This window comes from Streptomyces sp. R11 (assembly GCF_041051905.1).
In the GTDB taxonomy this organism is placed as follows: domain Bacteria; phylum Actinomycetota; class Actinomycetes; order Streptomycetales; family Streptomycetaceae; genus Streptomyces.
Genome location: NZ_CP163432.1, coordinates 7,285,480 through 7,311,557, shown reverse-complemented (window position 1 = coordinate 7,311,557; position 26,078 = coordinate 7,285,480). Strand labels below are relative to the sequence as shown.

23 protein-coding genes and 1 pseudogene are annotated in these 26,078 nt (G+C 70.3%); 14 read left to right on the top strand and 10 right to left on the bottom strand.

The features are described 5' to 3' along the window. The first annotated feature begins 142 nt into the window (after nt 1-142). On the top strand, nt 143-358 hold the full coding sequence (locus AB5J55_RS33680) for a hypothetical protein (protein WP_369274220.1): 216 nt from the start codon (nt 143-145) through the stop codon (nt 356-358). 148 nt (nt 359-506) lie between these two features. Next, nucleotides 507-785 (top strand): annotated as a pseudogene (locus AB5J55_RS33675) (ABC transporter ATP-binding protein); the annotation flags it as partial. A gap of 31 nt (nt 786-816) precedes the next feature. On the opposite strand, the gene AB5J55_RS33670 reads toward AB5J55_RS33675, so the two are convergent. Further along, the gene (locus AB5J55_RS33670) at nt 817-2,820 is read right to left on the bottom strand and encodes a flavin monoamine oxidase family protein (protein ID WP_369274219.1); all 2,004 of its coding nucleotides are present in this window, start codon (nt 2,818-2,820) and stop codon (nt 817-819) included. A 238-nt stretch (nt 2,821-3,058) separates the two neighbouring features. On the opposite strand from AB5J55_RS33670, the gene AB5J55_RS33665 reads away from it, so the two are divergent. The 3 genes from AB5J55_RS33665 (at nt 3,059) to AB5J55_RS33655 (ending at nt 6,902) form a co-directional block, all read left to right on the top strand. Further along, nucleotides 3,059-4,558, top strand: coding sequence for a family 43 glycosylhydrolase (locus AB5J55_RS33665; protein ID WP_369274218.1), 1,500 nt, complete (start codon nt 3,059-3,061; stop codon nt 4,556-4,558). A 52-nt stretch (nt 4,559-4,610) separates the two neighbouring features. Continuing rightward, complete coding sequence (locus tag AB5J55_RS33660; RefSeq protein ID WP_369276367.1) at nt 4,611-6,032, top strand: family 43 glycosylhydrolase; 1,422 nt, start codon at nt 4,611-4,613, stop codon at nt 6,030-6,032. A 78-nt stretch (nt 6,033-6,110) separates the two neighbouring features. Then, entirely contained in the window at nt 6,111-6,902 is a 792-nt protein-coding gene (locus tag AB5J55_RS33655) for a polysaccharide deacetylase family protein (protein ID WP_369274217.1), read from the top strand. 44 nt (nt 6,903-6,946) lie between these two features. Here AB5J55_RS33655 and AB5J55_RS33650 read toward each other — a convergent pair whose 3' ends face one another. Further along, entirely contained in the window at nt 6,947-7,966 is a 1,020-nt protein-coding gene (locus tag AB5J55_RS33650) for a DUF2278 family protein (RefSeq protein WP_369274216.1), read from the bottom strand. Nucleotides 7,967-8,150: 184 nt separating this feature from the next. Here AB5J55_RS33650 and AB5J55_RS33645 point away from each other — a divergent pair, with 184 nt between their 5' ends. The 3 genes from AB5J55_RS33645 (at nt 8,151) to AB5J55_RS33635 (ending at nt 10,461) form a co-directional block, all read left to right on the top strand. Then, entirely contained in the window at nt 8,151-8,591 is a 441-nt protein-coding gene (locus AB5J55_RS33645; RefSeq protein WP_369274215.1) for an SRPBCC family protein, read from the top strand. Between the two features lie 72 nt (nt 8,592-8,663). Further along, the gene (locus tag AB5J55_RS33640; RefSeq protein ID WP_369274214.1) at nt 8,664-9,146 is read left to right on the top strand and encodes a hypothetical protein; all 483 of its coding nucleotides are present in this window, start codon (nt 8,664-8,666) and stop codon (nt 9,144-9,146) included. 34 nt (nt 9,147-9,180) lie between these two features. Next, nucleotides 9,181-10,461, top strand: coding sequence for a lanthionine synthetase LanC family protein (locus tag AB5J55_RS33635; RefSeq protein ID WP_369274213.1), 1,281 nt, complete (start codon nt 9,181-9,183; stop codon nt 10,459-10,461). A gap of 46 nt (nt 10,462-10,507) precedes the next feature. Here the strand turns inward: AB5J55_RS33635 and AB5J55_RS33630 are convergent, their stop codons facing one another. Further along, nucleotides 10,508-11,401, bottom strand: a complete 894-nt coding sequence (locus AB5J55_RS33630) for a S1 family peptidase (protein WP_369274212.1) — start codon at nt 11,399-11,401, stop codon at nt 10,508-10,510. 518 nt (nt 11,402-11,919) lie between these two features. Further along, on the bottom strand, nt 11,920-12,096 hold the full coding sequence (locus AB5J55_RS33625) for a hypothetical protein (protein ID WP_328878353.1): 177 nt from the start codon (nt 12,094-12,096) through the stop codon (nt 11,920-11,922). Between the two features lie 178 nt (nt 12,097-12,274). Here AB5J55_RS33625 and AB5J55_RS33620 point away from each other — a divergent pair, with 178 nt between their 5' ends. Next, on the top strand, nt 12,275-12,631 hold the full coding sequence (locus tag AB5J55_RS33620) for a PRC-barrel domain-containing protein (protein ID WP_369274211.1): 357 nt from the start codon (nt 12,275-12,277) through the stop codon (nt 12,629-12,631). 27 nt (nt 12,632-12,658) lie between these two features. Then, nucleotides 12,659-12,826 (top strand): hypothetical protein, encoded by a 168-nt coding sequence (locus AB5J55_RS33615; protein ID WP_369274210.1) that lies wholly within the window; start codon nt 12,659-12,661, stop codon nt 12,824-12,826. Nucleotides 12,827-12,865: 39 nt separating this feature from the next. On the opposite strand, the gene AB5J55_RS33610 is transcribed toward AB5J55_RS33615, so the two are convergent. The 5 genes from AB5J55_RS33610 to AB5J55_RS33590 form a co-directional block, all read right to left on the bottom strand. Next, entirely contained in the window at nt 12,866-14,017 is a 1,152-nt protein-coding gene (locus AB5J55_RS33610; RefSeq protein ID WP_369274209.1) for an XdhC family protein, read from the bottom strand. A 59-nt stretch (nt 14,018-14,076) separates the two neighbouring features. Next, complete coding sequence (locus AB5J55_RS33605; protein ID WP_369274208.1) at nt 14,077-15,534, bottom strand: NCS2 family permease; 1,458 nt, start codon at nt 15,532-15,534, stop codon at nt 14,077-14,079. A gap of 290 nt (nt 15,535-15,824) precedes the next feature. Further along, nucleotides 15,825-18,209, bottom strand: coding sequence for a xanthine dehydrogenase family protein molybdopterin-binding subunit (locus AB5J55_RS33600; RefSeq protein WP_369274207.1), 2,385 nt, complete (start codon nt 18,207-18,209; stop codon nt 15,825-15,827). 4 nt (nt 18,210-18,213) lie between these two features. Beyond that, nucleotides 18,214-18,798 carry a (2Fe-2S)-binding protein gene (locus AB5J55_RS33595; RefSeq protein ID WP_369274206.1) on the bottom strand — a complete coding sequence of 195 codons (585 nt, stop codon included), beginning with the start codon at nt 18,796-18,798 and terminating at the stop codon, nt 18,214-18,216. Continuing rightward, a complete protein-coding gene (locus AB5J55_RS33590; RefSeq protein WP_369274205.1) occupies nt 18,798-19,691 on the bottom strand; it encodes a xanthine dehydrogenase family protein subunit M in 894 nt (297 codons plus the stop codon). Before AB5J55_RS33590 ends, AB5J55_RS33595 begins: the two co-directional genes overlap by 1 nt. 398 nt (nt 19,692-20,089) lie before the next feature. Here AB5J55_RS33590 and AB5J55_RS33585 point away from each other — a divergent pair, with 398 nt between their 5' ends. Further along, the gene (locus AB5J55_RS33585; protein WP_369274204.1) at nt 20,090-21,766 is read left to right on the top strand and encodes a PucR family transcriptional regulator; all 1,677 of its coding nucleotides are present in this window, start codon (nt 20,090-20,092) and stop codon (nt 21,764-21,766) included. A gap of 168 nt (nt 21,767-21,934) precedes the next feature. Then, nucleotides 21,935-22,708, top strand: a complete 774-nt coding sequence (locus AB5J55_RS33580; protein WP_369274203.1) for a hypothetical protein — start codon at nt 21,935-21,937, stop codon at nt 22,706-22,708. A gap of 65 nt (nt 22,709-22,773) precedes the next feature. Here the strand turns inward: AB5J55_RS33580 and AB5J55_RS33575 are convergent, their stop codons facing one another. After that, entirely contained in the window at nt 22,774-23,637 is an 864-nt protein-coding gene (locus tag AB5J55_RS33575) for a GntR family transcriptional regulator (RefSeq protein ID WP_369274202.1), read from the bottom strand. A 155-nt stretch (nt 23,638-23,792) separates the two neighbouring features. Here AB5J55_RS33575 and AB5J55_RS33570 point away from each other — a divergent pair, with 155 nt between their 5' ends. Further along, a complete protein-coding gene (locus AB5J55_RS33570; protein WP_369274201.1) occupies nt 23,793-24,644 on the top strand; it encodes a (2Fe-2S)-binding protein in 852 nt (283 codons plus the stop codon). 304 nt (nt 24,645-24,948) lie between these two features. After that, the gene (locus AB5J55_RS33565; RefSeq protein ID WP_369274200.1) at nt 24,949-25,986 is read left to right on the top strand and encodes a DUF2637 domain-containing protein; all 1,038 of its coding nucleotides are present in this window, start codon (nt 24,949-24,951) and stop codon (nt 25,984-25,986) included. Nucleotides 25,987-26,078: the final 92 nt, after the last annotated feature.

Sequence of the window (26,078 nt, the reverse complement as noted above, 5' to 3'; positions counted from 1 at the left end):
TACGGCTGTACGGCCGTAACGCCGGATACCGCGCAGCCGTCTCAGGTCTTGCGCGGGCGCGGCTCCTTCTGCGCCAGCAACTGCTCCCGCAGTGCCGTCAGCCGGTGGGATTGCTCGACCGCTCGGGTCTCGCCCAGGGGCGATGGCCCTGCTCGCCGCATGCAGCGGTGCCACCACCGGCACCTCCGCGAGCGGCGGCAAGTCCGCCGACGCCGCCGACCTCAGACTCACGCCCACCACCCCGCAGGCCGCCGAGCCCGTCGCCGCCGTGAACTGGCTGCTGGAGGACGAGCCGGACTCCCTGGACCTCGACACCCAGGGCGGCAGCGCCGGCCGCTCCCACACGGCTCGAAGATGACGGCGGACGACGTGCTGTTCAGCCTGAAGCGGCACGCGGCACTGGAGATGGAGCAGTCGGACGAGTTCGCGAACGTCTCCGCCATGCGCAAGACCGGCGAGGACGCGGTCGGCCTGGTGCGGCCGGACGCCGGCACGGTCGCGGTGGACTGTCGATCCAGGTGCAGAACCTCCAACTGCTCGGCGAGATCCGGCGGGACACGGGGGTGGCCCTGGTGTTCGCCAGCCATGACCTGGCCGTGGTCCGGCACATCACCGACGAGACGGTGGTGATGCGGCGCGGCAGGGTGGTCGAGCAGGGCCCGACGGACCGGGTCCTCGGTGCGCCCGAGGACCCGTACACCCGCCTCCTGCTGGCCTCCGTACCGCGCCGGGGCTGGGATCCGGCCGGCGCGGTACGGGCCAGGGCCCAGGCGGATGCCGCGTGACCCCGAGGGGTCCGCGCGGTCCGGCGGGGCCTCAGTCCCCGTGTGCCTCCAACGCGGCCCGCACCCCGGATTCGAGGGCGCCCTCGATCCACGACGGCTTCACCGAGGTGTGGTCCCCGGCGAAGTGGAGCGGCCCCTCGGCGGTGCGGATGGCTCCCAGCAGCTCCGTGTGCTGGCCGGGCAGCAGCACGGACGCCTCGCCGTACGCGTACGGGTCGCGCAGCCAGCTCTGGGTGCGCCCGGCGCCGGTGTAGAAGACCTCGACGCGCTGGCCGTAGACCTGTTGCAGGCCCCGCAGCGCGTGCGGGTAGCGGGCGTCCTCGTCGAGGGAGTCCCAGCGGGAGGCGTCGTCGGCCCAGCTGTAGGAGGCGAGGACGACGCCGCCCTTGCTGCCCCCGATCGGGTGGGACGGGTTGATCATGAAGCGGTTGGAGTTGTCGGAGACCGAACCACCGCCGATGATGTGCGCGGCCTCGGGCTGGTCGCGGGTGGCCCAGCGGTTCGCGGCGTAGTGGGCTCGCTGGGCGTCGCTGATGTGGCCTTCCGGGACGGACGGGTGGACGCCCAGGAGGCTGCCGTCGGCCGGGGCCTTGCCCTTGCGGTAGTCGTCGTGGAGCCCGGGCCGTACGGCGTCGAGCTCCCGCTTCCAGTCGGCCTCGGTGAACTCCCACCAGCGCAGGCCGAATTCGAGGAGCACCTTGGTCGCGCTGTCGTAGTGCAGCTCGGCGACCGCGCGCCGCTTCTTGTACGACATCAGCGGGCTGACCTGAACCTGCCGGAGCCCCGAGAACGGCACGGTGACGATCGCGAGGTCGCCGGTGAACTCCTCGCGCACCACCTTGCCGTCGCGTCCCTCGGAGACGGTGTCGATCCAGACGTGCGGTCCCTTGGCGTGGACGTGGGAGGTGTCGTCGGCGCCGGGCCGGTCCGGTGCCCAGTACTCGATGTGGGTCGCGCGCCGGTCCGGGCGCAGGACGTCGGCGACCTCCTTCAGCAGCGCGTCCGGAAGCGTCGCGGTGCCGCCGATCAGCTCCCAGAACTCGGTGTCGGGGCTGATCAGGGACTGGCTGATGAAGCTGTGGATGAAGGACAGCGGCAGCCGTGAGGTGAGGTTCTCCAGCGTGCCGATCAGGTCGATGGTCCGCTCGTCGAAGCCCGCCTCCTCGGTCAGGAACCGGTACATCGACCAGTCTCCGTACTTCTGCACGACCCGCGCCCAGCCCTTGACCCGCTCCGGCATCGGCTTGTCGACGCGCTTGCCGTCCGGGCCGACAGTGCTGAACTCGTCGCGTACGGGATCCAGGGCGCGGCGCAGGATGGTGCCGGACGGCGTGTCCCAGTACTCGCGCGGGACGCCGAAGGAGCGGTTGATCCTGCGGGGTGACTTCGCGTACGCGGAGCGGCGCACGCGGACGCCGTTGACGTGCAGCCAGGCGTTGTTGACGGGCTTGCCCTCGCCGTCGACGTCGACGAGGTGGAACCGGCGGCGCTTGACGCCGAGTTGGTCGATCAGGGTCATCACCAGCGGATGGCTGCCGGGGATGCGCATGGCGCCGGCCTCCGCGTACTGGGCCGGGTCGGCGAACGCCTGGGCCGCCTGCTCGTGGCCGCCGGTGCGGAAGGTCTTGATCCGGCCGCCGACGCGGTTGCCGTTGGCCTCGACGAGCGTGACCTGGTGTCCGGCCCGCTTGAGCAGCCAGGCGGCGACGAGACCGGCCGGTCCGGCACCGATGACCAGGATTCTCTTGGCCGTCTTCGTCTTCGCGCGCGGCAGCCCGGAGTCGAGGATCTTCCGGTACCCCGGGACGAGTGGCTTGTCGTGTTCGTCGACGACCAGCAGGGCGCGTGCGACGGCCAGGCAGGTGTCCCAGTCGGCGGTGGATCGAGGTCGCCCGGGGGCCTGTTGGGGAAGGGCGGGCGCGGCGGCGGCCGCGGTCGGGGTTAACGCGGCCAGGGCGGCCGTCGTGGTCGTTGCGGCCGTGAACTGCCGTCGGGAGAAGGAAGTTGAGCCGACAGGCGCGCGGTGATTGTTCATGTGCACTGGATACGGGGGCAATTGGCCGACCGGGAGCGCATCGGCCGGTTCATCACCTGAACGGGCAAGCGCATCGTCGGCCGGCCGCGCCGGGCATGCGTCCGCACGCGGGTTTGTGCGGCGTGGATGACGAAACCGTTGACGGGGACATGGCCCACTTCTATCTTCTGACCCAATCACGATCGGAATGACGAACTTCGTTCGAAATTACGGACAGGGACGGTCTCGTATGCCTCGAATGTCACGCACGCCTGTCAGGAAACGCCGCAGATCACTCATCCTGGGCGTGCTCGCCGCGCTGCTGGCCCTGGTGGCCACCACGCAACCGGCATCCGCGGCGGAAGGCCGCCCGTACACGAACCCGCTGAAGTCGTTCAAGGGCGCCGACCCCTGGCTGCAGTACCACGACGGCAACTACTACCTGATCACCACGACGTTCACCGGCATCCTCGGCATCCGCAAGTCGCCGACCCTGGCGGGCCTGGCCACCGCGCCGAACGTGCAGGTGTGGTCGGACACCACCTCGACCCGCAACACCAACATCTGGGCGCCGGAGATGCATCTCTTCAACGGCCGCTGGTACGTGTACTACTCGGCCGGTCAGGGCGGCGTGGCGTGCTGCGACTCGCAGCGCACGCATGTCCTGGAGAGCGCCGGCGCGGACCCGATGGGCCCGTACACCTACAAGGGCTCGCTCACCGGCTCCAACCTCACGCCGGGCGGCTGGCTGATCGACGCGAGTGTGCTGCAGGCCGGCAACAAGCTGTACCTGGTCGGCAGCGGCTTCATCAACGGCAGTACGCAGAGCCTGGTCATCGCGCCGCTGAGCAACCCGTACACCCTGGCCAGTAACACCTTCACGATCATCTCCAGCCCGACCCTGGACTGGGAGCGGTCCGGCGCACCCGTCAACGAGGCCCCGGAACCGCTCTACCACAACGGCCGCACCTTCCTCACGTACTCGGCCAGCTACTGCAACACCGCCGACTACAAGCTGGGCCAACTGGAGCTGACCGGCTCGGATCCGCTGAACCCGGCCTCCTGGACCAAGAAGCAGTCGCCGGTCTTCCAGCGCAATGACGCCAACGGCGCCTACGGCCCCGGCCACAACGGCTTCTTCACCTCGCCCGACGGCACCGAGAACTGGATCGTCTACCACGCCAACTCCTCGTCCGGCGGCGGCTGCGGCAACGGACGCACCACCCGCGCCCAGGAGTTCACCTGGAACGCCGACGGCACCCCGAACTTCGGCACCCCCGTCGCCCCCGGCACCACGCTGCCCGGCCCGTCCGGCGAGACGGCCGCGACGCCGACGTCGTACACCCTCGTCAACCGCAACAGCGGCAAGTGCCTGGACGTGAACGGCGGCAACACCGCCGACGGCACCGACATCTTCCAGTGGACGTGCACCGGCGGGGCCAACCAGAAGTGGAAGGTCGAGGACCTCGGCGACGACACCAACAGGCTGGTCAGCGTCGCCACCGGCAAGGTGATGGACGTCGCCGACTGCTCCGCCTCCGACGGCGCCGACATCCGGCAGTGGTCCTGGCTGAACAACAAGTGCCAGCGCCACCGGCTCGTGTTCACGGCGAGCGGCGACTACGTCCGGATCGTCAACGAGTCCACCGGCAAGGTCGCCGACGTGGCCGACTGCTCCGCCGCGAACGGTGCGGACGTACGGCAGTGGACCTGGCTCAACAACAACTGCCAGCAGTGGCGCCTCGTCCCCAGCACCTGATCACCCGCACTTCTGGAGAACTCCCTTGAAACGCATAGCCATACGGCTGCTCATGGCCGTCCTCGTCGCCCTGGCGGCCTGCCTCGCCGGACCCGCTCCGGCCGCCCGGGCGGCCGTACCCGACTCACCCGCCGTGACCTACACCAACCCGATCGCGGAGAAGCGGGCCGACCCGCACATCTTCAGGCACACCGACGGCTACTACTACTTCACCGCGACCGTCCCCGAGTACGACCGCATCGTGCTGCGCCGGGCGACGACCATCCAGGGCCTGTCGACGGCCCCGGAAGTCACCATCTGGACCAAGCACGCCAGTGGTGTGATGGGCGCGCACATCTGGGCGCCGGAGATCCACTTCATCGACGGCAAGTGGTACGTCTACTTCGCCGCCGGCGCCACCAACGACGTGTGGGCGATCCGGATGTACGTCCTGGAGGGCACCGGCGCCAACCCGCTGACCGCCACCTGGACGGAGAAGGGGCAGATCAGGACCCAGTGGGAGAGCTTCTCCCTGGACGCCACGACCTTCGTCGCGGGCGGCGTGCGCTATCTGGCCTGGGCGCAGCGCGACCCGTCCGTGAACAACAACACGGACATCTACCTGGCGAGGCTGGCCAACCCGTGGACCATCAGCGGCACTCCGGTGATGCTGTCGCGGCCCACCTACTCGTGGGAGACCGTCGGCTACAAGGTCAACGAGGGCCCGGCGGTGATCCAGCACGGCGGCAAGGTCTTCATGTCGTACTCGGCGAGCGCCACCGACAGCAACTACTGCCTGGGGCTGCTGTCCGCCTCCGCGAGCGCCGACCTGCTCAACGCGGCGAGCTGGAGCAAGAGTTCCACGCCGGTATTCACCAGCAACGCCGCCACCAGCCAGTACGGGCCGGGCCACAACTCCTTCACCGTCTCCGAGGACGGCAGGAGCGACATCCTCGTCTACCACGACCGCAGCTACAAGGACATCACCGGCGACCCGCTCAACGACCCCAACCGCCGCACCCGCGTCCAGAAGCTGTACTGGAAGGCCGACGGCACCCCGGACTTCGGCATCCCGGTGGCCGACGGTGTGACGCCGCAGCGCTTCTCGTCGTACAACTTCGCGGACCGGTTCGTGCGGCACTGGGAGTACCGCGCCCGCATCGAGGCCGGCGTCTCCCCGCTCGCGGACTCACAGTTCCGCGTGGTCACCGGCCTGACCGGCAGCGGCACGGTGTCGCTGGAGTCGGCCAACTTCCCCGGGTACTACCTGCGGCACAAGAACTTCGAGGTGTGGCTGGAGAGGAACGACGGCACGACGCAGTTCGCGTCCGACGCCAGCTTCCACAAGCGGGCCGGACTGTCCGACGCGGCGGGAGTCTCGTACGAGTCGTACAACTACGCCGGACGATACGTGCGGCACTACGACCACCTGCTGGTGGTCCAGGCGCCGAGCACGGCGACGGATCGGGCGGACGCCACGTTCTACGCCCAGTAAAACCGCTGGAACGCGCAGTTCAGAGGCTATGAACGACCACTATACATTGCGTGTATACTCGCCATGTATAGTCACGGCATGCCTTTTCCGATCATTCCGATCAAGAAGATGAAAAAACCGTGGGCTTGGTTGTGTGCCGCCGCCGTTCTGGTGGCGGCCGCTTCCTTGGTGGCGTTCACGCAGTTCGTGCGCCTGGACACCACGTCACCCAGCGACGCCCGGGCCCAGGCCTCCTCCACCGCCCGGGCCCGCATCGGCAGCGTCGACTGCCGCGAGGCCAAGTGCGTCGCGCTGACCTTCGACGCCGGGCCGAGCGAACACTCCGCGCGACTGCTCGACATCCTGAAGGAGGAGAAGGTCCCGGCGACCTTCTTCCTGCTCGGCAAGCGGCACATCGAGAAGTACCCGGAGCTGGTCAAGCGGATGGCCGACGAGGGCCATGAGGTGGCCAACCACACCTGGGACCACAAGAGGCTCACGGAACTGGATGCCGACGAGATACGCGAGGAGATAGAGCGCCCCAACAAGGAGATAGAGCGCCTCACCGGGCGGCGCCCCACCCTGATGCGCCCGCCGCAGGGCCGTACGAACGACACGGTGCACGACATCTGCCGCGAGTTGGGGATGTCCGAGGTCCTGTGGAGCGTGACGGCCAAGGACTACAAGACCAATGACTCCAAGCTCATAGAGCAGCGTGTCCTGGATCAGACCGACCGGGACGGGATCATCCTGCTGCACGACATCTACGACGGCACAGTGCCGGCGGTCCCCGGGATCATCGACGGGCTGAAGAAGCGCGGGTTCGTGTTCGTGACCGTCCCGCAGTTGCTCGCGCCGGGGCAGGCCGAGCCGGGGAAGGTGTACCGGTGAGCCGTCTCATCAGGTGAGGTGAAGGCGGTGCGGGGAGCGGTGGATCAGCGTGCGGAGAAGACGACCGACCACCCCTCCTGCCCTGCCTGCTCGGCGGTGTACGAAACCCCGTCCGCCTTCAGCCTCTTGGCGTCGAGGAGGCTGATCTCGCCGCCGTGGTTGCCGAGTTGGGCGCCACCGCTCAGGCGGACGGTGAGGCAGGCGCCGGCCGCGAGCGGTCCCGGCGGCACGGCGGACAGCCTGCCCAGCCGGTCCTGGAGGTGCCAGCCGGTGAGGTCGACCGGGGCGGGCGAGGCGTTGAGGAGGGTCACCGTCTCGGCCTCCGGGGCGGGGCCGCGCGGGTTGACGAGGGCGGCGACGATACGGACCGGCCGGGTGCCGGGCACGGGGCGCGAACCGTCGACGTCCTCGAGGGCGTGGCCGGTCACGTCGTCCGTCTTCCAGGACTGGCTCTGGAAGGCGAGGAAGATCCCGACCCAACGCGACTGCGCCGGGAAGTGGATGAGCAGCCCGCCGTCCTGCCAGACCCCGTCGTCGCCGCGGAAGCGGCGGCTGTTGCCCTGGTTCATATGGATGTCGTGGACGCCGTTGCCGGGCAGGAACCCGAAGACCTTGTCCCTGACCTCGGCCTCGGGCCCCCAGCGCTCGCCGAACAGATGCACCCGGGCCTCCTGGTCGGCGATCGCGCGGCGGACGGAGTGGTCGAGGAGGTCGGCGAGGTCGTTGTCGGGGCCTTCGAGGTCCGGGGGCAGCCTCCGCATCAGGGACGGGTCGAAGAGGTTGCCGCGCACGAAGTCGAGGTTCGGACCGCCGGGCCCGGGCGGCAGGGTGTTCCAGCCGCTCTCCCGCCCCTCCAGACGGGCCGTGATGGGGTGCCGGAAGTCCTCGGTGACGAGGTAGAGCAGCTCGGAGGGCTGCTGCTGGGACAGGACGTTGACGGCGGCGCGGTACTGCGTGCCGTGATCGTCGGTGAGGTGGATCTGGTAGTGCGGCGTGTCGTCGGCGCCCTCGCGCCGGGTGTCGACCGCTCGTCCGATCAGTACGCCGTAGGTCTTCAGTGGCATGACGACCAACTCCCCCGGGAGGCGGACGGATTGCCCGCCCTTGGGTGGCAGCGTAGGGCGCGGGCGGCGCGGCCGAAGCCGAGTTCACCTCGCGTACGTCCGCCCGCCGACGTCCGGCTGGACCGACTGCACGACGCGTATACGACTGCGCCGATGACCAGCTCCGATTCCCTAAGATCGTTCCGTGGCGAACTTTCTCCTCGAACGCACGGTTCCACTCCCCCTCGACGAGGCGTGGCGCCGCCTGACGGAGTGGCCCCGCCATGCCGCGGCCGTCCCACTGACCCGCATCCGGGTCACCCCGCCCGAACCGACCCGTGAGGGCACACTCGTCATCGCCCGCTCCGGAGTCGGCCCGTTGTCCTTCGACGACCCGATGGAGGTCACCGTGTGGCAGCCCCCGGGGGACGACTCGCCGGGCCTCTGCCGACTGGAGAAGCGGGGCAGGGTGATCACGGGGTGGGCCGAGATCGAGGTGCGGCCCGGGCCGGGAGGGCGGGCGCGGGTGGTGTGGCGGGAGGAGGTGCGGGTGCGGTTCCTGCCGGGGGTGGCCGACGGTGTGCTGGGGCGCACGGCGCGGTATGTGTTCGGGCGTGCGGTGAATCGGCTCCTGCGCACAGCCTGACGCCGGTCGATGTCAGTGCCCTCTCGTAGGGTTGCGGCGATTTCACGGATCTCGCATGGGGATGGCGATGTCATGGGTGCCAGCGGCTGGGAGTACGTCACCGAGTACAAGGGCAGTGTCGAGGAGTCCTTGGCGGTACTGCACGAGCAGGAATTCGCGGAGCTCTACGGCAACGACGACGAGTACGGGTCGATCGAGGAACTGTGGGCGGACGGGGAGTTCATGGGCGCTGAGGGAACCCATTCGATCCTCGACATCCGGCGGGTCGTGCACACGACGGCCATGCCGTCGGAGCACGTCGTCGAGGACTACTTCACACTGCGCCCCCTGCCGGCCGACAGGATCGTGCACCACTTCGGCAGCGACCGGCCGACCCCCGAACGCTTCCAGGAAGTCCTCGACGAGTCACACGCAGCGCACCGCCCCTTCCCACACCACGACCCGGTGGAGACGCTCCTCGACGAGTGCCGGATGCGGTGGACCGGTGTGTTCGTGGCCCTGTACACCGGCGATGAGAAGACCCATGTGGGGATCTTCGGATTCTCGGGCGACTGATCAGGCAACCACGGAAGTGAGCGGGGCAAGGGACATGGCTTTGAACGGGGCGAAGGCGCCGACCCTCGAAGAGGTCGAGGCCCTTGCAGTGGACGGCCTGCGGTGGCTGCTGTCTGCCGGGCGCGACGGCGGGGACGGCGGCCTCATGTGGCCGACCAGGCCGTCCGACGACGAGCTCAACCCCATGCTCTACAGCGGCACGGCCGGAGTCGTCCCGGTTCTCCTGGAAGCGTGGCGGCACTTCGGCGACGACTCCTACGCGGACACCGCCGTGCGCGCGGCCCGCGGGCTGGCGGACTCCGTCGAGAGCTGGGAGGACGACTCCCTGTACTTCGGCCGCACCGGCATGGCCCTCGCGCTGCGTGCCGTCCACGACGACCTGGGCGACTCGGCCTCCGGCACCGCCGCGGACCGAGCCCTGGAGCTGGTGCGCTCCCGCTTCGACGGGGCCCGCTGGGGCGAGCTGTTCGAGCTGATGGGCGGCAACGCCGGGATCGGCCTGGGCGCGCTCCTGGCAGGGCAGGAGGATCTCGCCGTCCGGGCGGTGGAGCCGTACGCCCGGACGGCCGAGCAGACTCCCGCCGGGGTCAACTGGCAGCACCGGCCCGGCGCACCCGGCCGTATGCACCACATCTCGCACGGCACCCTCGGCATCGTGTACGGCCTGGCCGCGGTCGGCAACGCGACCGGCCGCAAGGACCTGGTCGAGCTCGCGCTGGCCGGTGCCGCGGACGTCGTCTCGCGCGACGAGGGCGGCCCCGAAGGCTTTCTCGTCCCCCACTCCGACCCGCATCACCGCCCCGACGTGGTCGAGCGCTACAACTACGGCTGGTGCCACGGCCCCACCGGCGACGCCCAGGTCTTCCGCCTGCTCCGGGACCTGTCCCCCGACCCTGCCTGGCCGGCCCTCGCCAACCGCTGCTGGCACACCGTCACACATTCCGGCCTGCCGAACCGGCTGCGCCCCGGCTTCTGGGACAACAACGGCCGCTGCTGCGGCACGGCCGGCGTCCTCGCCCTCGCCGTCGACCGCGTCGCCGAGCAGGACGACTCCCCGGGGTTCGCCCGGCTCCTGGTCGCCGACCTCGCCGCCCAGGCCACCCGCGACGCCGACGGCGCACGCTGGTCCAACGTCGAGCACCGGGCCACCCCGAGCGAGCTCGAACCGCATGCGGGATGGGCGATGGGCAACGCGGGCATCGTGCGCGAACTGCTGCGCTTCGTACGGCTCGTGCGAGGAGGCGAGCCGGATTACGCGTTCGCGTGGCCGGACCAGCCGGGGGTGCGTCGTTCGCATCAGGCCGACTTGGCCTAGGTCCGGCCGCACGATCCGCGTCGGTGCGGGCGCGTGCCGTGTTGCGTCAGTAGACGGACAGGCCGTAAGCGCTCAGCACTTCCTGGATCGGCTGGTAGTAGGTGGTCCCTCCCGTGGCGCAGTTTCCGGAGCCGCCGGAGAGGATGCCGATGACCTTGTCACCGGCGTAGAGCGGACCGCCGCTGTCGCCGGGTTCGGCGCAGATGTTGGTCCGGATCAGCCCGTGGACGATGTCACCGCCGCCGTAGTTCACCGACGCGTTGAGGGCGGTGACCACGCCGCATCGGACTCCGGTCGTCGCGCCCCGGGTGCAGACCCGCTGGCCGACGTGGGCGGACGCGGTCCCGGTCACGTCGACTGTTCCGATGGTGCCGGGGTGCGGCACGGCCGGGTTGGCGTACCGGACGACCCCGAAGTCGTTGCCGGGGAAGCTGCTGCCGGTGGTGGGGCCGACGGCCGTGTCCAGAGCAGCGTTGGTGTACCAGGTGGGCAGGTCCGCGGTGCAGTGTCCGGCGGTGATGAAGTAGTACGTGGAGCCGCTCTGCACATTGACGCCCGCCGTGCAGCGCCGGCCGGCGGCGTGGATGCCGTCACCGCCGGACAGGAACGTGCGCAGCCGGCCGGCGAGCCGTTCGAGGGTGACAGCACCGGCGAACCGGTCGGCGGCGTGGCGGAGTCGGGCGAGCTCTGCGTCCGTGACCGTGGAGTCGGCGAGAACTCGCAACGTTCCGCTCCGCTCGTCGACGGCCCACGCCGTCCCGTCGATCCCCAGTGACGTGACGGCCGAGGCCGGGCCGGACACCGAGGACGGTGCGGGCGGCCGGGAAGCGGGTGCTGCCGTCGCGCTGGTGCCGGACACCGTGAGGGCGGCCACGCCGAGCAAGCTCAGCACGTAGGCGATCAGTTGTGAGCGTCTGCTGGTTGTACGGCGTGCTGTCATCCCGAATCTCCCCGAGGACGGTCGGTCGGTTTCGGGCACGCCCGACCGGTGACCGGGCGTGCCGGCTTGCATGCCGTGGTGCTGGTGTCGTGCGGGATTCGAAGGCGAGCCCGAGCGCCGTCGCGATTTCGCCTGCGACGCCGGGCGGAGACGAAGCAGCGCTCATTGTGCCCGGACGGGTGTGGCGGGGGTAGGGCGTGTTCAGCCGCGGGCCGTGGCGTCGACGGTCGCGATGAGCATGCCGTCGAGTTCCGGTCCGCCTTCGAACTGGCTACCTGTCACCCTCGTCGGACATCGCCCCCCGGCAGTCAGGATGACTTCTGCCGAGAGCCCGAAGGCCGCACCCCACCGAACCCCTCCGTGCTTTCGCGCAGCACCAGACGATGCGCCACGACGAGGTCCTGAGGTGACCGCACCTCCGCTGAGTTGGCGTCTGCCGAGGCGGACCCCGTGGCCTCGTCCATCCGGTGTTGCAGGAGTATGGGTCAGTGAGGTTCTGCTGACAGACGAGGTTCAGCTCAGCGGCGGCGGCCCCGCGCCGCCCAGCCGCTGCCGATCCCCGCGACATGCAGGGCGAGACAGGTGAGCCCGATCAGCATGACGTTGGTGGACGTGAAGACGTCGTTGGTGGATATGTCCGCCGCGTTGATGAGAAAGGCGATGAAGAACAGGACCGCCGCGATGATGCCCAGCACGGTGTGCCTCCTTGGGGATGGGGAATCGACCGATGGTGCCGTTTCTCGCGTATGCCCCCGGCCGACCGCCTCACGCACTGCGGACTTGGCCGCTGCCCTGCCGGACGCATCGCGCGCATCGTGCAGAGAAGACGAAAAGGGGTACGCGGCAGCAAGGGACGACGAGCGGAGGATCGCGATGTTCGAGGCCGGTGACATCCGGGAGTGGCGCGGCCACGATGTGGTCGACGACAGCGCACGCAAGATCGGCAAACTGGAGTCGATCTATGTGGACACCGCCACCGACGCGCCGTCCTTCGCCACCGTCACGGTCGGCATGCCGACTCGGCACCGCCTGGTCTTCGTTCCCCTCGCCGGAGCGACGGTCGGCCCTGGATACCTGAAGGTCGCCTACGCAAAGCACCAGGTCAAGGGTGCGCCGAGCATCGACATCGACGGGGTCCTGCCGGCCGGCGACGAAGGAGCGGTCTTTGCGCACTACGACCTGGCGTACAGGCCCGGTGCGGAGGGCGAGCGCCGGCTGGCGCGCCGCTGACGAACAACGACGATCCGGGAGGCGGCCGTGGCGCTGTTCCTGTTCCTGCTCCTTGTGGCGGTGGTGCTCGGCTTCATCGGAGTGCTCGCCGAGGGTTTGCTCTACCTGCTGGTCATCGGAGTGCTCGTGGCCGTCATCGACGTCCTCTATGTCGGGATGAAGATGCGGCGAAGCGGCAGGCGCCCGGCTCGATAGGCCACGCGGTCCGCGGATGGCCGAGTGACGTGGTGGCCCTCAGGCCACCGAACCGATCCGCCCCGCCGGCGACGACGTCGCGTCGTGGTGGATCGGGGTGTGGGCGCCGGTGAGGGAAACGCCGCTGCCGCCCCGCCGGTTGGCGACGATCTCCGACGCGATCGACAGGGCCGTCTCCTCCGGCGTCCGGGCGCCGAGGTCCAGTCCGATGGGGGACCTCAGCCGCGCCAGCTCCAGTTCGGTCACGCCGACCTCCCGGAGCCGCTCGTTGCGGTCCAGGTGGGTCCGGCGGGAGCCCATCGCGCCGACGTAGGCCACCGGCAGGCGCAGCGCGAGCTGGAGCAGGGGTACGTCGAACTTGGCGTCGTGGGTGAGGACGCACAGGACCGTTCGGGCGTCGACGGGCGTCCGCTCCAGGTACTTGTGCGGCCACTCGACGACGATCTCGTCGGCCTCCGGGAAGCGGGCCTTCGTCGCGAAGACCGGGCGGGCGTCGCACACGGTCACTTGGTAGTTCAGGAACTTGCCGATGCGCACGAGCGCCGACGCGAAGTCGATGGCACCGAAGACGATCATCCGGGGCGCCGGGACGGAGGACTCGACCAGCACCGTGAGCGGGGCGCCGCAGCGCGAGCCCTGTTCGCCGATCTCCAGGGTGCCGGTGCGGCCCGCGTCGAGGAACGCGCCCGCCTCCGCCGCGACCGTACGGTCCAGTTCGCGGTGGGCGCCGAAGCCGCCCTCGTACGAGCCGTCGGGGCCGACGAGAAGCGCGCGGCCCCTGAGCTCGTCCGGCCCCGACACGATCCGTGCCACCGCCGCCGCCTCCCCGCTCGCGGCCGCCCGCAGCGCGGACGCGAGCACGGGGCGGGCCGGGTCCCCGGCGCGTACCGGCGTGACCAGGATGTCGATGATGCCTCCGCAGGTCAGGCCGACCGCGAAGGCGTCCTCGTCGCTGTAGCCGAAGCGCTCCAGGACGGTCTCGCCGTCCTCGAGCGCCTGTTGGCACAGCTCGTAGACCGCGCCCTCCACACAACCGCCGGAGACCGAGCCGATCGCCGTGCCGTCGGCGTCCACCGCGAGCGCGGCGCCGGGCTGGCGGGGCGCGCTGCCGCCGACCGCCACCACGGTGGCCACGGCGAAGTCGCGTCCCTGCTCGACCCACCGGTGCAACTCCTCGGCGATGTCCAACATCTCTCGGTCTCCTTGACAGCGGTTGTGCGGAGGGCGGTTCACACTGACCGGCGCACCGGCTAGTGCACGCCCATCCAGCTCTCAATGGGATTGAGGGCGAAAAAGACGATGAAGATGCCTGTCAGGGCCCACATGAACGCCCCGATCTCGCGCGCCTTGCCCTGAGCGATCTTGATGGCGACGTACGAGACGACGCCGGCCGCGACACCGGCCGTGATCGAGTAGGTGAACGGCATGATCACGACGGTGAGGAACACCGGGATCGCGGTGGCCCGGTCGGACCAGTCCACGTGCCGTGCGTTCATCATCATCATGGCGCCGATGACCACCAGGGCCGCCGCCGCGACCTCGCCCGGCACGATCGCGGTGAGCGGGGTGAAGAACAGGCAGGCCGCGAAGAACAGGCCGGTGACGACCGAGGAGAGACCCGTGCGGGCACCCTCGCCCACGCCGGTCGCCGACTCGACGAACACCGTCTGGCCCGAGGCGCCGGACACGCCGCCGATCGCACCGCCGGCGCCGTCGATGAACAGCGCCTTGGACAGGCCCGGCATCCGGCCCTTGTCGTCGGCGAGCTTGGCCTCGGTGCCGACGCCGATGATCGTCGCCATCGCGTCGAAGAACCCGGCGAGCACGAGCGTGAACACGATCATGCCGACGGTCATCGCGCCGACCTCGCCCCAGCCGCCGAACTCGACGTTGCCGAAGATCGAGAAGTCCGGCATGGACACCGCGGTGCCGTGCAGTTCGGGAGCGCCGCTGGCCCACTGCTTGGGGTCGATGACGTCGAAGGCGTTGAGAATGACGGCGAGCACGGTGCCGCCGACGATGCCGATCAGGATGGCGCCGGGGATGCCGCGCGCCTGGAGCATGAAGATGGCGAGCAGCGTGACCGCGAAGAGCAGCACGGGCCAGCCGGCCAGTTCGCCGGCGGGGCCGAGGGTGACCGGGGTCGCCTCGCCCTGGTGCACGAAGCCGGCCTTGTAGAAGCCGATCAGGGCGACGAACAGGCCGATGCCCATGGTGATCGCGTGCTTCAGCGCGAGCGGAATGGCGTTCATGATCATCTCACGCAGGCCGGTGACGACCAGCAGCATGATGACCACGCCGTACATCACACACATGCCCATGGCCTGCGGCCAGGTCATCTGCGGGGCGACCTGCGAGGCGAGGACGCCGGAGACGGAGAGGCCGGCGGCGAGGGCGAGCGGCACCTTGCCGAAGAAGCCCATCAGCAGCGTGGTGAAGGCCGCCGCGAACGCGGTCGCGGTGATCAGCGCCTTTTGGGCGAGCGTGTCCCCTGCCGCGTCCTTGCCGGACAGGATCAGCGGGTTGAGCAGGAGGATGTACGCCATCGCCATGAAGGTCGTGACGCCGCCGCGCACCTCGCGCGCGACCGTGGATCCCCGGTGGGATATGTGGAAGTACCGGTCGAGCCAGGACCGTCCGGCCGGGACGCGGGTGCCTTCTCCCGCGTCGTCGGCTGTGGTCGCCGGCTCCAGTGACTGCTGGGTCATGTGGGCCTACTCCCAAGGTTCAAAGGGGCACCCGCGTCGACCGCCCTGACGGTCGACCAACCACGCGTGTGGCGCGGGATTTGGGAAGGTGCTTCGGCCGCACGACCCGGGGGACGGCCCGAGACGAACGAACAGGATGCAGCTGTGGTGCAGGTACGTGCTGTGGTGCTGGTACTGCTGGTGTGTCAAGTTCCGCGAGCGGTGCGGTACTTGGTCACTCCGGACGGCGCGGCGAAGTGTGACGTTCCCGGCGCCGCCCGGAGAGCCTTGCTGGATTCCTCGCTGATTTCCTACGCCGTACCGGTGAGGTGTTCCGGTCGTACCGGCGTGCGGTTCAGCTCCAGCCCCGTCGCGTTCCGGATCGCCGCGAGGACGGCCGGGGTCGACGACAGGGTGGGGGCCTCGCCGATGCCCCGCAGCCCGTACGGGGCGTGGTCGTCGGCGAGTTCGAGCACGTCGACCGGGATGGTCGGCGTGTCGAGGATCGTGGGGATGAGGTAGTCCGTGAAGGAGGGGTTCCTGACCTTCGCCGTCTTGGGGTCGACGATGATCTCCTCCATCACCGCCACGCCGAGACCCTGGGTCGTACCGCCCTGGATCTGGCCGATGACGGACAGCGGGTTGAGCGCCTTGCCGACGTCCTGGGCGCAGGCCAGCTCGATCACCTTCACCAGGCCGAGCTCGGTGTCCACCTCGACGACGGCGCGGTGCGCCGCGAAGGAGTACTGGACGTGGCCGTTGCCCTGCCCGGTGCGCAGGTCGAAGGCCTCGGTCGGACGGTGCCGCCACTCGGCCTCGACCTCGACGGCCTCGCCCTCCAGGACGTCCACCAGGTCGCCGAGGACCTCACCGCCGTCGGTGACGACCTTGCCGCCCTCGAGGAGCAGCTCGGCGGTGGCCCAGGCGGGGTGGTAGGAGCCGAACTTGCGGCGGCCGATCTCCAGGACCTTCTCGCGAACGAGCTCGCAGGAGTTCTTGACGGCGCCGCCGGTGACGTACGTCTGCCGGGAAGCCGAGGTCGAACCCGCCGAGCCCACCTGCGTGTCCGCCGGGTGGATCGTCACCTGGGTGACGCCCAGCTCGGTGCGGGCGATCTGCGCGTGGACGGTGACACCGCCCTGGCCGACCTCCGCCATCGCGGTGTGCACGGTGGCGACGGGCTCGCCGCCGATCACCTCCATGCGCACCTTGGCGGTGGAGTAGTCGTCGAAGCCCTCGGAGAAGCCGACGTTCTTGATGCCGACCGCGTAGCCGACACCGCGTACGACGCCTTCACCGTGCGTGGTGTTGGACAGACCGCCCGGCAGCTGCCGTACGTCCGCGCCCTCGCTGGACTCCCACTGGCGCTCCGGCGGCATGGGCATCGCCTTGACGCGGCGCAGGAGTTCGGCGACCGGCGCCGGGGAGTCGACCGGCTGCCCGGTCGGCATGATGGTCCCCTGCTCCATGGCGTTGAGCTGCCGGAACTTGATCGGGTCCATGCCGAGCTGCTTGGCCACCTTGTCCATCTGCGCCTCGTACGCGAAGCACGCCTGGACCGCTCCGAAGCCGCGCATGGCGCCGCAGGGCGGGTTGTTGGTGTAGAGCGCGATGGCCTCGATGTCGACGTCCTCGACCACGTACGGGCCGATCGCCAGCGACGAGGCGTTGCCGACGACCGCCGGCGAGGCGGAGGCGTACGCGCCGCCGTCCAGCACGATCCGGCACTTGACGTGGGTGAGCTTGCCGTCCTTCGTGGCGCCGTGCTCGTAGTAGAGCTTGGCGGGGTGACGGTGGACGTGCCCGAAGAAGGACTCGAAGCGGTTGTAGACGATCTTGACGGGCTTCCCGGTCCGCATCGCCAGCAGGCACGCGTGGATCTGCATCGACAGGTCCTCGCGGCCACCGAAGGCGCCGCCGACGCCGGACAGCGTCATCCGCACCTTGCGCTCGGGCAGGCCGAGGACCGGGGCGATCTGCTTCAGGTCGCTGTGCAGCCACTGGGTGGCGATGTAGAGGTGGACACCGCCGTCCTCGTCCGGCACGGCGAGGCCGGACTCCGGGCCGAGGAAGGCCTGGTCCTGCATGCCGAAGGTGTACTCGCCCTTGACGACGACGTCCGCCTGCTCGGCGGCCTGTGCCGCGTCACCGCGCAAGATCGGCTGGCGGTGCACGATGTTCGGGTGCGGGACGTGACCGATGTGGTGGTCGTCGCGGCCCTCGTGGATGAGGATCGCGTCCGGGGCGGTCGCGGAGGCCTCGTCGGTGATGACGGGCAGCTCGCGGTAGTCGACCTTGATCTTGGCGGCGGCGCGGCGGGCCGTCTCCGGGTGGTCGGCGGCGACGATGGCGACCGGCTCGCCATGGTGGCGTACCTTGCCGTGTGCGAGGACCGGGGTGTCCTGGATCTCCAGGCCGTAGTTCTTCACCTCGGTCGGCAGGTCGTCGTAGGTCATGACGGCGTAGACGCCCGCCATGGCCAGCGCCTCGCTGGTGTCGATGGACACGATCTCGGCGTGCGCGACGGTCGAGCGGAGGATCTGCCCCCAGAGCATGTCCTCGTGCCACATGTCGGACGAGTACGCGAACTCGCCGGTGACCTTGAGGGTGCCGTCCGGGCGAAGCGTCGACTCACCGATGCCGCCCTTGGTCTGAGAACCCTGGGTGATCTTGGTGGGAGCGCCGTTGGTAGGCATGTGCTCAGACCGCCTCTCCCTGCCGGGCGGCCGCGAGGCGGACCGCGTCCATGATCTTCTCGTAGCCCGTGCACCGGCACAGGTTGCCCGACAGCGCCTCGCGGATGTCCGCGTCGCTGGGGTTCGGGTTGTTCTCCAGCATCTCGTCGGCGGCGACCAGCAGACCCGGCGTGCAGAAGCCGCACTGGACGGCGCCGGCGTCGATGAACGCCTGCTGGATCGGGGAGAGCTCGGTGCCCTCACCGGTCTGCGAGTCCTGCCCCTTGGCTGCCCACTGCTGGGCGTCCTGGAGCGACGTACCGCAGGTACCGGTCGCGCAACCACCGTGCTCGGCACGCTGCTTGGCGAAGTCGGCGAGCCCCTCGACGGTCACGACCTCACGGCCCTCGACCTGACCGGCGGCGACCAGACACGAACACACCGGCACACCGTCCAGCCGGACGGTGCAGGATCCGCACTCGCCCTGCTCACAGGCGTTCTTGGAACCCGGCAGACCGAGCCGCTCGCGCAGCACGTACAGCAGGGACTCGCCCTCCCACACGTCGTCGGCTTCCTGCGGACGTCCATTGACAGTGAAGTTGACGCGCATCAGGCGACTCCCTCCGTGCGGGCGGCGGTGCCGCGGTACGACTCCCAGGTCCAGGTCAGCGTGCGACGGGCCATGACTCCGACCGCGTGGCGGCGGTAGCTCGCGGTGCCCCGGACGTCGTCGATCGGGTTGCAGGCGCCGGAGCACAGCTCGGCGAACTGCTTGGCGACCGACGGGGTGATGATCTTGCCGTTCTCCCAGAAGCCGCCCTCTTCGAGCGCCGCGTTCAGGAATTCCTCGGCGGCCTTGGCCCGTACGGGTGTCGGGGCGGCCGAGCCGATCCCGGTACGCACGGTCCGCGTCTCGGGGTGCAGCGCGAGCCCGAAGGCGCACACGGCGATGACCATGGCGTTGCGCGTGCCGACCTTGGAGTACTGCTGGGGCCCGTCGGCCTTCTTGATGTGCACGGCCCGGATCAGCTCATCGGCGGCCAGCGCGTTGCGCTTGACGCCCGTGTAGAACTCGTCGATCGGGATGAGTCGGGTGCCACGCTCGGCCGACTCGACCTCGACCTCGGCGCCTGCCGCGAGGAGGGCGGGGTGGGCGTCGCCGGCCGGGGAGGCGGTACCGAGGTTGCCGCCGACGCCGCCGCGGTTGCGGATCTGCGGGGAGGCGACCGTGTGCGAGGCGAGGGCGAGGCCGGGCAGCTCGGCGCGCAGTTCCTCCATGATCTTGGTGTACGGGACGGAGGCGCCGAGCCGCACGCTGTCCTCGCCGACCTCCCACTCCGTGAGGTCGCCGATGCGGTTCAGGTCGAGGAGGTACTCGGGCCGGCGGTGGTCGAAGTTGATCTCGACCATCACATCGGTGCCACCCGCAATCGGCACAGCGGTGGGGTGCTCGGCCTTCGCGGCGAGCGCCTCCTCCCAGCTGGCGGGGCGAAGGAAGTCCATGACCGGCTCTCTTCTTCGTCTCGTGGGTCGTACGGTTTGAGCCAGATCAGGTGCGGCGGGCCCGGCTCGTTCATGTGCTGTTAACGCGGATTGACGTCAGTACACAGCGCCGTGCTCCACCGCGGTCAGTCACGGAAACCATGAAGGAGTTGGCTGGCCAGGGCAGGCATCTTGTAGATTCGTATGAACGGGGGTCACCAGTAACCTCCGCGTTTTCCTCTGGAAACATCCGAAGCAGCCCTCTGGAAACACCGGGCACAGGCTTGTGACCTGGGCCACCGTCCGAAAGACGACGAGCACCGCCCCAGGCGCCGCTCATCGGCCCGCCGACCGGGCCCCCACCCACAGACCATCAAGATCCATCGTAGATTTCGAGACAAAGAACGGCGGCGACGAGAATGCGGCTGCGCGCACTGCTGGACACCGACGCGCTGGGCCTCAAGCTGCTCGGCGGCGAGGACGAGCTGGACCGCACCGTGCGCGGCGTGATGACCACCGACCTCAGGGACCCCAGCCGTTATCTCTCCGGCGGCGAGCTGGTGCTCACGGGACTGGCGTGGCGCCGCAACGCCGCGGACTCCGAGCCTTTCGTCCGCATCCTGGCCCAGGCCGGCGTGGCGGCGCTGGGCGCCGGCGAGGCCGAGCTCGGCGACATCCCCGACGACTTGGTGCTGGCCTGCGCCCGTCACCGTCTGCCGCTCTTCGCGGTGCACGAGTCGGTGGCGTTCGCGACGATCACCGAGCATGTCGTACGGCAGGTCAGCGGCGAGCGGGCCGGGGATCTCGCGGCCGTGGTCGACCGGCACCGCCGGATGATGACCTCGGGCCCCGCGGGCGGCGGCCCGGACGTGGTCCTCGACCTCCTCGGTTCGGACCTGGACCTGCAGGCCTGGGTGCTGTCGCCGGCGGGACGGCTCATCGCGGGCTCGAAGGTCGGGGGTCCGGAGCTCCCCGCCGACGTGTGCGCGAGGCTGGCGGCGGAGCATCTGTCGGCCGCCCGCACGGGCCGCCGCGGCCCGCACCGGATGACTCTCGGCACCACCCTGTACTCCCTCTTCCCGATCCGCAGCAGCGGCCGCTCCGCGGCGCAGGCGGCGCGGGACGTGCGCGAGACGGTCCTGTCGGACTGGCTGCTGGCCGTGGAGGCGGACGCGAGCGACTGGCCCGAGGAGCGGCTCGACCTGCTCCAGGGCGTCACCCAGCTGATCGCGGTGGAACGGGACCGCAGGGACGCGGCACGCACGGTCCGCCGCCGCCTCGCGCAGGAGGTCCTCGAGCTGGTCCAGACGGGTGCGGCGCCCGCCGAGATCGCCGCGCGCCTGCGGGTCGCGGCACCGGTGCTGCTGCCCGGCCTGGGGGCGGCCCCGCACTGGCAGGTCGTGGTGGCCCGGGTCGAATGGGAGGGCAGCGACATCGAGGCCGGCCCGACCGCCCAGTCCCTCCTGGAGGAGATCCTGGTCGATCCGCTCGCGACCGGCCCGGAGCCGTCCGACCGCATCGCCGTGGCCCACACGGGCGACGAGGCCATCGCCCTGGTCCCCCTCCCGGCGGTCTCGGCGGAGCACGACGGCTCGGAGGCGGGCATCCAGGCGGACGCGCTCCTGGACTCGGTCCGCGACCCGCTCTCCGCCGGCCTGGACGACGACGGCCGGGTCACCCTCGGCGTCAGCGCGGCGGTGCACTCGGCGGAGGGCCTGCGCGGCGCCCTGGAGGAGGCCCGCCACGCCCGCAGGGTGGCGGCGGCGCGCCCCGGGAGGGTCTGCGCGGCGGGCCACCAGGAGTTGGCCTCGCACGTCCTTCTGCTGCCCTTCGTCCCGGACGACGTACGCCGAGCCTTCACGGCCCGCCTCCTCGACCCCCTGCGCGACTACGACCGCCGCCACCGCGCGGAGCTGATTCCCACCCTCGAGGCCTTCCTCGACTGCGACGGCTCCTGGACCCGCTGCGCGACCCGTCTCCACCTGCACGTCAACACACTGCGCTACCGAGTGGGGAGGATCGAGCAGTTGACGAGCCGGGACCTCTCCCGCCTGGAGGACAAGCTGGACTTCTTCTTGGCATTGCGGATGAGTTGACCTCACCCCGGCCCTCCGCCGGATGGCACCAAGTGCCGCCACTGTCCCACGACTTTGTGAAATCCTTCACCCACCCTCTTGGCCGGGCGAGCGGATTCGTGCTGAGATGCCGCCACCACTCAACAGCTCAATGGTGTGCTCGGGGAGGGCGAGGTGGCGTATACCGCCATGTCTGGTAACGGAACGACCGCCGGTGACGATCCACTCCAGACCGCGGTATGGCGGCTGCGCTCACGCGCCTGCTGGGCGGACGCGGCGGCGCTGCTACAGCCGGTCACGGCGCAGGCCGCGCTCCAGCGGGCGGCGCTGCTGGTGGAGCGCTGTCTCTACACCGAGCAGGGCTGGGAAGAGGCCGAGGACGCACTCCGTACGGCCGAGGCGCTCGCTCACAGTGACAACGAGCGGGGCGCTGCCGCTTGTGAACGCGGGCAACTTGCCTACGCGGCGACGCTGCACTCAGTGCGCGACCGGGCCGACGAGGCGCGGGCCGCGTTGGGGCGGGCGGCGGCGCTGATCCCTCCGGGGGTGGCGGGGAGGGCGTTGCTGGACTTCCGCCGCGGCCTCCTGGCGGAGAACCTCGCACGTTCGCCGCAGGCGGCCCGGGCCGCGTACCGCCGGGCACATGCGGGCGCGACGGCCCACGCCGACCCGCTCCTCCTGTCCTTCACCTGGCGCCACCTGGCCGGACTCGCCCTGCGCGAGGGCGAGTTGGCGGAGGCGCGGCACGGGTTCGCCGAGTCCCTCCGCATCCGCGAGGAGCTGGGCTACCTGGTGGGTACCGCCCCCGCGCTGGCGTCCCTGGCCGACACGGAGACCGAACCGGAGGCGACGCGGCTGCGCGAGGAGGCGCGACGCCTCTTCCGCCTCCTGGGCGGCGTGCCCACGTGGCTGGCCGCCCACCTGTCCCCGACACCACCGGCAACGGACGCCGCCACGGCGTGACCCACGCCCGTCCTCAAACGCCGACCCGCTGAAATAGCCGGCCCGGCGCCGAAATACGCCTTCTCTCAGCTCGCCCCGGCGAAGTGCTCCCCGACCAACGCCCGCACCACATCCACATCCCCGGCGATCAACGCGTCCAGCAGAGCCGTGTGTTCCGCCGCGTCGGCGACGAGGTCGGCGTGGCCGCGGCCGGACGGGCGGGCGGGGCGCACCAGGGGCCACTGGGCCCGGCGGTGGAGGTCGTCGGCTATCTGGACGAGTTGTTCGTTGCCGCACAGGGACAGCACAGCGCGGTGGAAGGTGCGGTCCGTCTCGGCGTAGGTCGCCCGGCAGCCGGTCGACGCCGCACGGACCGTCGCCTCCGCCAACGGCCGTAGTTCCGCCCACCGTTCGGCGGCGACGGTCCGAGCGAGCCGGAGCATCACCGGGACCTCGATCAACGCCCGCACCTCGACCAGCTCCGCCAACTCCCGGGCCCCACGCTCGACCACCCGGAACCCCCGGTTCGGGACGACCTCGACGGCCCCCTCCAGCGCGAGTTGCTGCATGGCCTCGCGGACCGGCGTCGCGGAGACGCCGAAGCGTTCGCCGAGCGCCGGGGCCGAGTAGACCGCCCCGGGCGTCAGCTCACCGGTGACGAGCGCGGTGCGCAGGGCGTCGAGGATCTGCCCCCGCACCGAGGCCCGCTGGACAACCGCCCGCGGCCGCGGAATCGGCGTCTCGCTGTGGGTGTGCTCACCCCGAGCCGCCGGCGCCGGGACACCCCGCCCCGCGTCCACACCCGAAGGGACGCCCGCATCCACACCCGGGGGTCGCCCCTGTGACGGCACCCGCGCCGCACCCGTACCGTCCGCACCCGCCCGGGCCTCCAAGCCCGGCGACACCGACGGAATCCCCGTCACCGCGGAGCTCTGCGCGCCCTGCTTCACGGGTCCTCCTCCGGACGTATCGGTACTTGGGGTCATTACTTCGGCTTGTTACTCACCCGTCAAGCACCTTAGGCGCAGAACGCGACAGTTCAAACCGCAGCGATCTTGGGTAAGGTTAGGCTTACCTTCACCACCTCGCGGATCGGCGGTCCGGAATGCCTGTGCCCCCCTCAGCCCTCGCGGACGCCTACACCCGTCTCGCCGAGGTCCTCCCGGGGCTCGCCATCACCCAGCCGGCCACCGACGCGCAGCTCCCCCGACACGACGGCTGGGTCACCGCAGCCGTGCTCGCGGAGGGCGGCACCGGCCTGGACACGTTCCTGGCCTGGGACGACGCACAGGTACAGCGCGACTACGGACAGTCCGCTCGCGCGGACGTCGTCGCCAGCTTCGGCCTGCACCGCTACGCCTGGCCCGTCTGCCTGCTGATCACCGCCCCCTGGTTCCTGCTCCGCCGCGTCCCCCGTTTCCCCGTGACGCATGTCTCGTACGACCGCACGGCCCCGGACCTCCCGATGGGCGCCCTCGCGGCCCGCCCCGCCGCCTTCGCCTGCCTCCCCGGCGACCCGGCCGCCACCCTGCCCGGCGCGAGGGTGGTACCGGACGAGGAGGCGCTGCGCGCAGAGGTGCGGGCGGCGATAGCGGAGCATCTCGAACCGGTGCTCACCGGCTTCGGCCCCCGCATGCGGCGCCGCGGACGCGCGCTGTGGGGCATGGCGACCGACGAGGTCGTCGAAAGCCTTTGGTACGTCGCCCATCTGCTCGGCGACGGCGAGCAGGACCGGGCGCGCCGCGAACTGGAGCTGCTGCTGCCGGGCGCGACGAAGCCGTACGTCGGCTCGGCCGCCTTCCGTGAACTGACCGGCCCGAACGGCGAGTCGCTGCCCACCCGGGACCGGGCGAGCTGCTGCATGTTCTACACACTGCGCCCCGAGGACACCTGCGCCACCTGCCCTCGCACGTGCGACGCGGATCGGGTCACCAAGCTTCTGGCCGCGGCCAGTTGAGGCCCCCTCAGGCACGCGCGTCAGCCTTCGTGCCGTAAGATCGCCCGCGAGCAGGACACCCGTTACGGTTACAGGCGTTTCACAAATTCCTCACTTCGCGCAGGAACTTTCCGTGGAACCACCCGCACGGGTAGTGTTGTTCGAACTCAACTCCCGCCCCTCAAGCGGCAGTTCGAGCAGAACGCCGCCCCGGGCATCCCCTTGCACTTCCTTGGCGGCCTCTTGCCCCGAAACCCCCTGAGGGCCAGTGGGATTGGGCCACTATGGCGGGCGTTACGCCCTATCCCAATGCAAGGGACCCCAGATGAGATTGACCGACATATCGCTGAACTGGTTGCTTCCGGGCGCCGTCCTGCTCCTGGGCCTGCTGGCGGCGATAGCGGTGCTCCGGCGCGGAAAGACCGCGGGGAAGGACGCGAGCGCGGACGACTCGTGGGAGCGCAGCGAGGAGCGCCGTCGGCGCAAGGAGGCCGTCTACGGCACCGTCTCCTATGTCCTGCTGTTCTGCTGTGCGGCGGTGGCCGCGGCACTCTCCTTCCATGGCCTGGTCGGCTTCGGTGAGCAGAACCTCGGCCTCACCAACGGCTGGCAGTACCTCGTGCCGTTCGGCCTCGACGGCGCGGCGATGTTCTGCTCCGTACTCGCCGTCCGCGAGGCCAGCCACGGCGACGCGGCCCTCGGCTCCCGGATACTCGTGTGGACGTTCGCCTTCGCCGCGGCCTGGTTCAACTGGGTGCACGCACCCAGGGGCATCGGCCACGACGGCGCCCCTCACTTCTTCGCCGGCATGTCCCTGTCCGCGGCCGTGCTGTTCGACCGGGCGCTGAAGCAGACCCGCCGCGCCGCCCTGCGCGAGCAGGGTCTCGTGCCGAGGCCCCTCCCGCAGATCCGCATCGTCCGCTGGCTGCGGGCCCCCCGCGAGACCTACAAGGCCTGGTCGCTGATGCTCCTGGAGAACGTGCGCAGCCTGGACGAGGCGGTCGACGAGGTCCGCGAGGACATGCGGCAGAAGGAGACGGCCCGTCTGCGCCGCCGCGAGCAGCAGCGCATGGAGCGGGCCCAGTTGAAGGCCATCAGCCGGGGCCACCGCGGCTTCGTCGGCCGGGGCGGCCGACAGGTCGAGACACAGGCTCTGGAACGTGCTTCGGCCCAAGTCTCCGCGGAGCCTGCCATATCGGCGCCGGAGCAACTGCCCGTGCGCTCACGTCCGTCCCTTCAGCCCGTCCGCACCGGTTCTGACCCGGTGACCGTCGACCTCACTTCGGAGGACGACACCATGGCCCTGCCCCGGCTCGACTCCCTGGAGCGCAAGCTCAAGGACCTCGAGCAGCAGTTCGGCTGAGCACTCAGCTCGTCAACTGCATCGACGGCCTCTGACGGCATCGACGGGAAGGGGCGCGACCCGGGACCCGGGTCGCGCCCCTTCCCGTCGTC

What these genes read in the sequence shown, in the direction of transcription:
- AB5J55_RS33680 (WP_369274220.1), top strand. Translation starts at nt 143, where the DNA reads ATGGCCCTGCTCGCCGCATGCAGCGGTGCCACCACCGGCACCTCCGCG.
- AB5J55_RS33670 (WP_369274219.1), bottom strand. Translation starts at nt 2,820, where the DNA reads ATGAACAATCACCGCGCGCCTGTCGGCTCAACTTCCTTCTCCCGACGG.
- AB5J55_RS33665 (WP_369274218.1), top strand. Translation starts at nt 3,059, where the DNA reads ATGTCACGCACGCCTGTCAGGAAACGCCGCAGATCACTCATCCTGGGC.
- AB5J55_RS33660 (WP_369276367.1), top strand. Translation starts at nt 4,611, where the DNA reads ATGGCCGTCCTCGTCGCCCTGGCGGCCTGCCTCGCCGGACCCGCTCCG.
- AB5J55_RS33655 (WP_369274217.1), top strand. Translation starts at nt 6,111, where the DNA reads ATGCCTTTTCCGATCATTCCGATCAAGAAGATGAAAAAACCGTGGGCT.
- AB5J55_RS33650 (WP_369274216.1), bottom strand. Translation starts at nt 7,966, where the DNA reads ATGCCACTGAAGACCTACGGCGTACTGATCGGACGAGCGGTCGACACC.
- AB5J55_RS33640 (WP_369274214.1), top strand. Translation starts at nt 8,664, where the DNA reads ATGGGTGCCAGCGGCTGGGAGTACGTCACCGAGTACAAGGGCAGTGTC.
- AB5J55_RS33635 (WP_369274213.1), top strand. Translation starts at nt 9,181, where the DNA reads ATGGCTTTGAACGGGGCGAAGGCGCCGACCCTCGAAGAGGTCGAGGCC.
- AB5J55_RS33630 (WP_369274212.1), bottom strand. Translation starts at nt 11,401, where the DNA reads ATGACAGCACGCCGTACAACCAGCAGACGCTCACAACTGATCGCCTAC.
- AB5J55_RS33620 (WP_369274211.1), top strand. Translation starts at nt 12,275, where the DNA reads ATGTTCGAGGCCGGTGACATCCGGGAGTGGCGCGGCCACGATGTGGTC.
- AB5J55_RS33610 (WP_369274209.1), bottom strand. Translation starts at nt 14,017, where the DNA reads ATGTTGGACATCGCCGAGGAGTTGCACCGGTGGGTCGAGCAGGGACGC.
- AB5J55_RS33605 (WP_369274208.1), bottom strand. Translation starts at nt 15,534, where the DNA reads ATGACCCAGCAGTCACTGGAGCCGGCGACCACAGCCGACGACGCGGGA.
- AB5J55_RS33600 (WP_369274207.1), bottom strand. Translation starts at nt 18,209, where the DNA reads ATGCCTACCAACGGCGCTCCCACCAAGATCACCCAGGGTTCTCAGACC.
- AB5J55_RS33595 (WP_369274206.1), bottom strand. Translation starts at nt 18,798, where the DNA reads ATGCGCGTCAACTTCACTGTCAATGGACGTCCGCAGGAAGCCGACGAC.
- AB5J55_RS33590 (WP_369274205.1), bottom strand. Translation starts at nt 19,691, where the DNA reads ATGGACTTCCTTCGCCCCGCCAGCTGGGAGGAGGCGCTCGCCGCGAAG.
- AB5J55_RS33585 (WP_369274204.1), top strand. Translation starts at nt 20,090, where the DNA reads ATGCGGCTGCGCGCACTGCTGGACACCGACGCGCTGGGCCTCAAGCTG.
- AB5J55_RS33580 (WP_369274203.1), top strand. Translation starts at nt 21,935, where the DNA reads ATGTCTGGTAACGGAACGACCGCCGGTGACGATCCACTCCAGACCGCG.
- AB5J55_RS33570 (WP_369274201.1), top strand. Translation starts at nt 23,793, where the DNA reads ATGCCTGTGCCCCCCTCAGCCCTCGCGGACGCCTACACCCGTCTCGCC.
- AB5J55_RS33565 (WP_369274200.1), top strand. Translation starts at nt 24,949, where the DNA reads ATGAGATTGACCGACATATCGCTGAACTGGTTGCTTCCGGGCGCCGTC.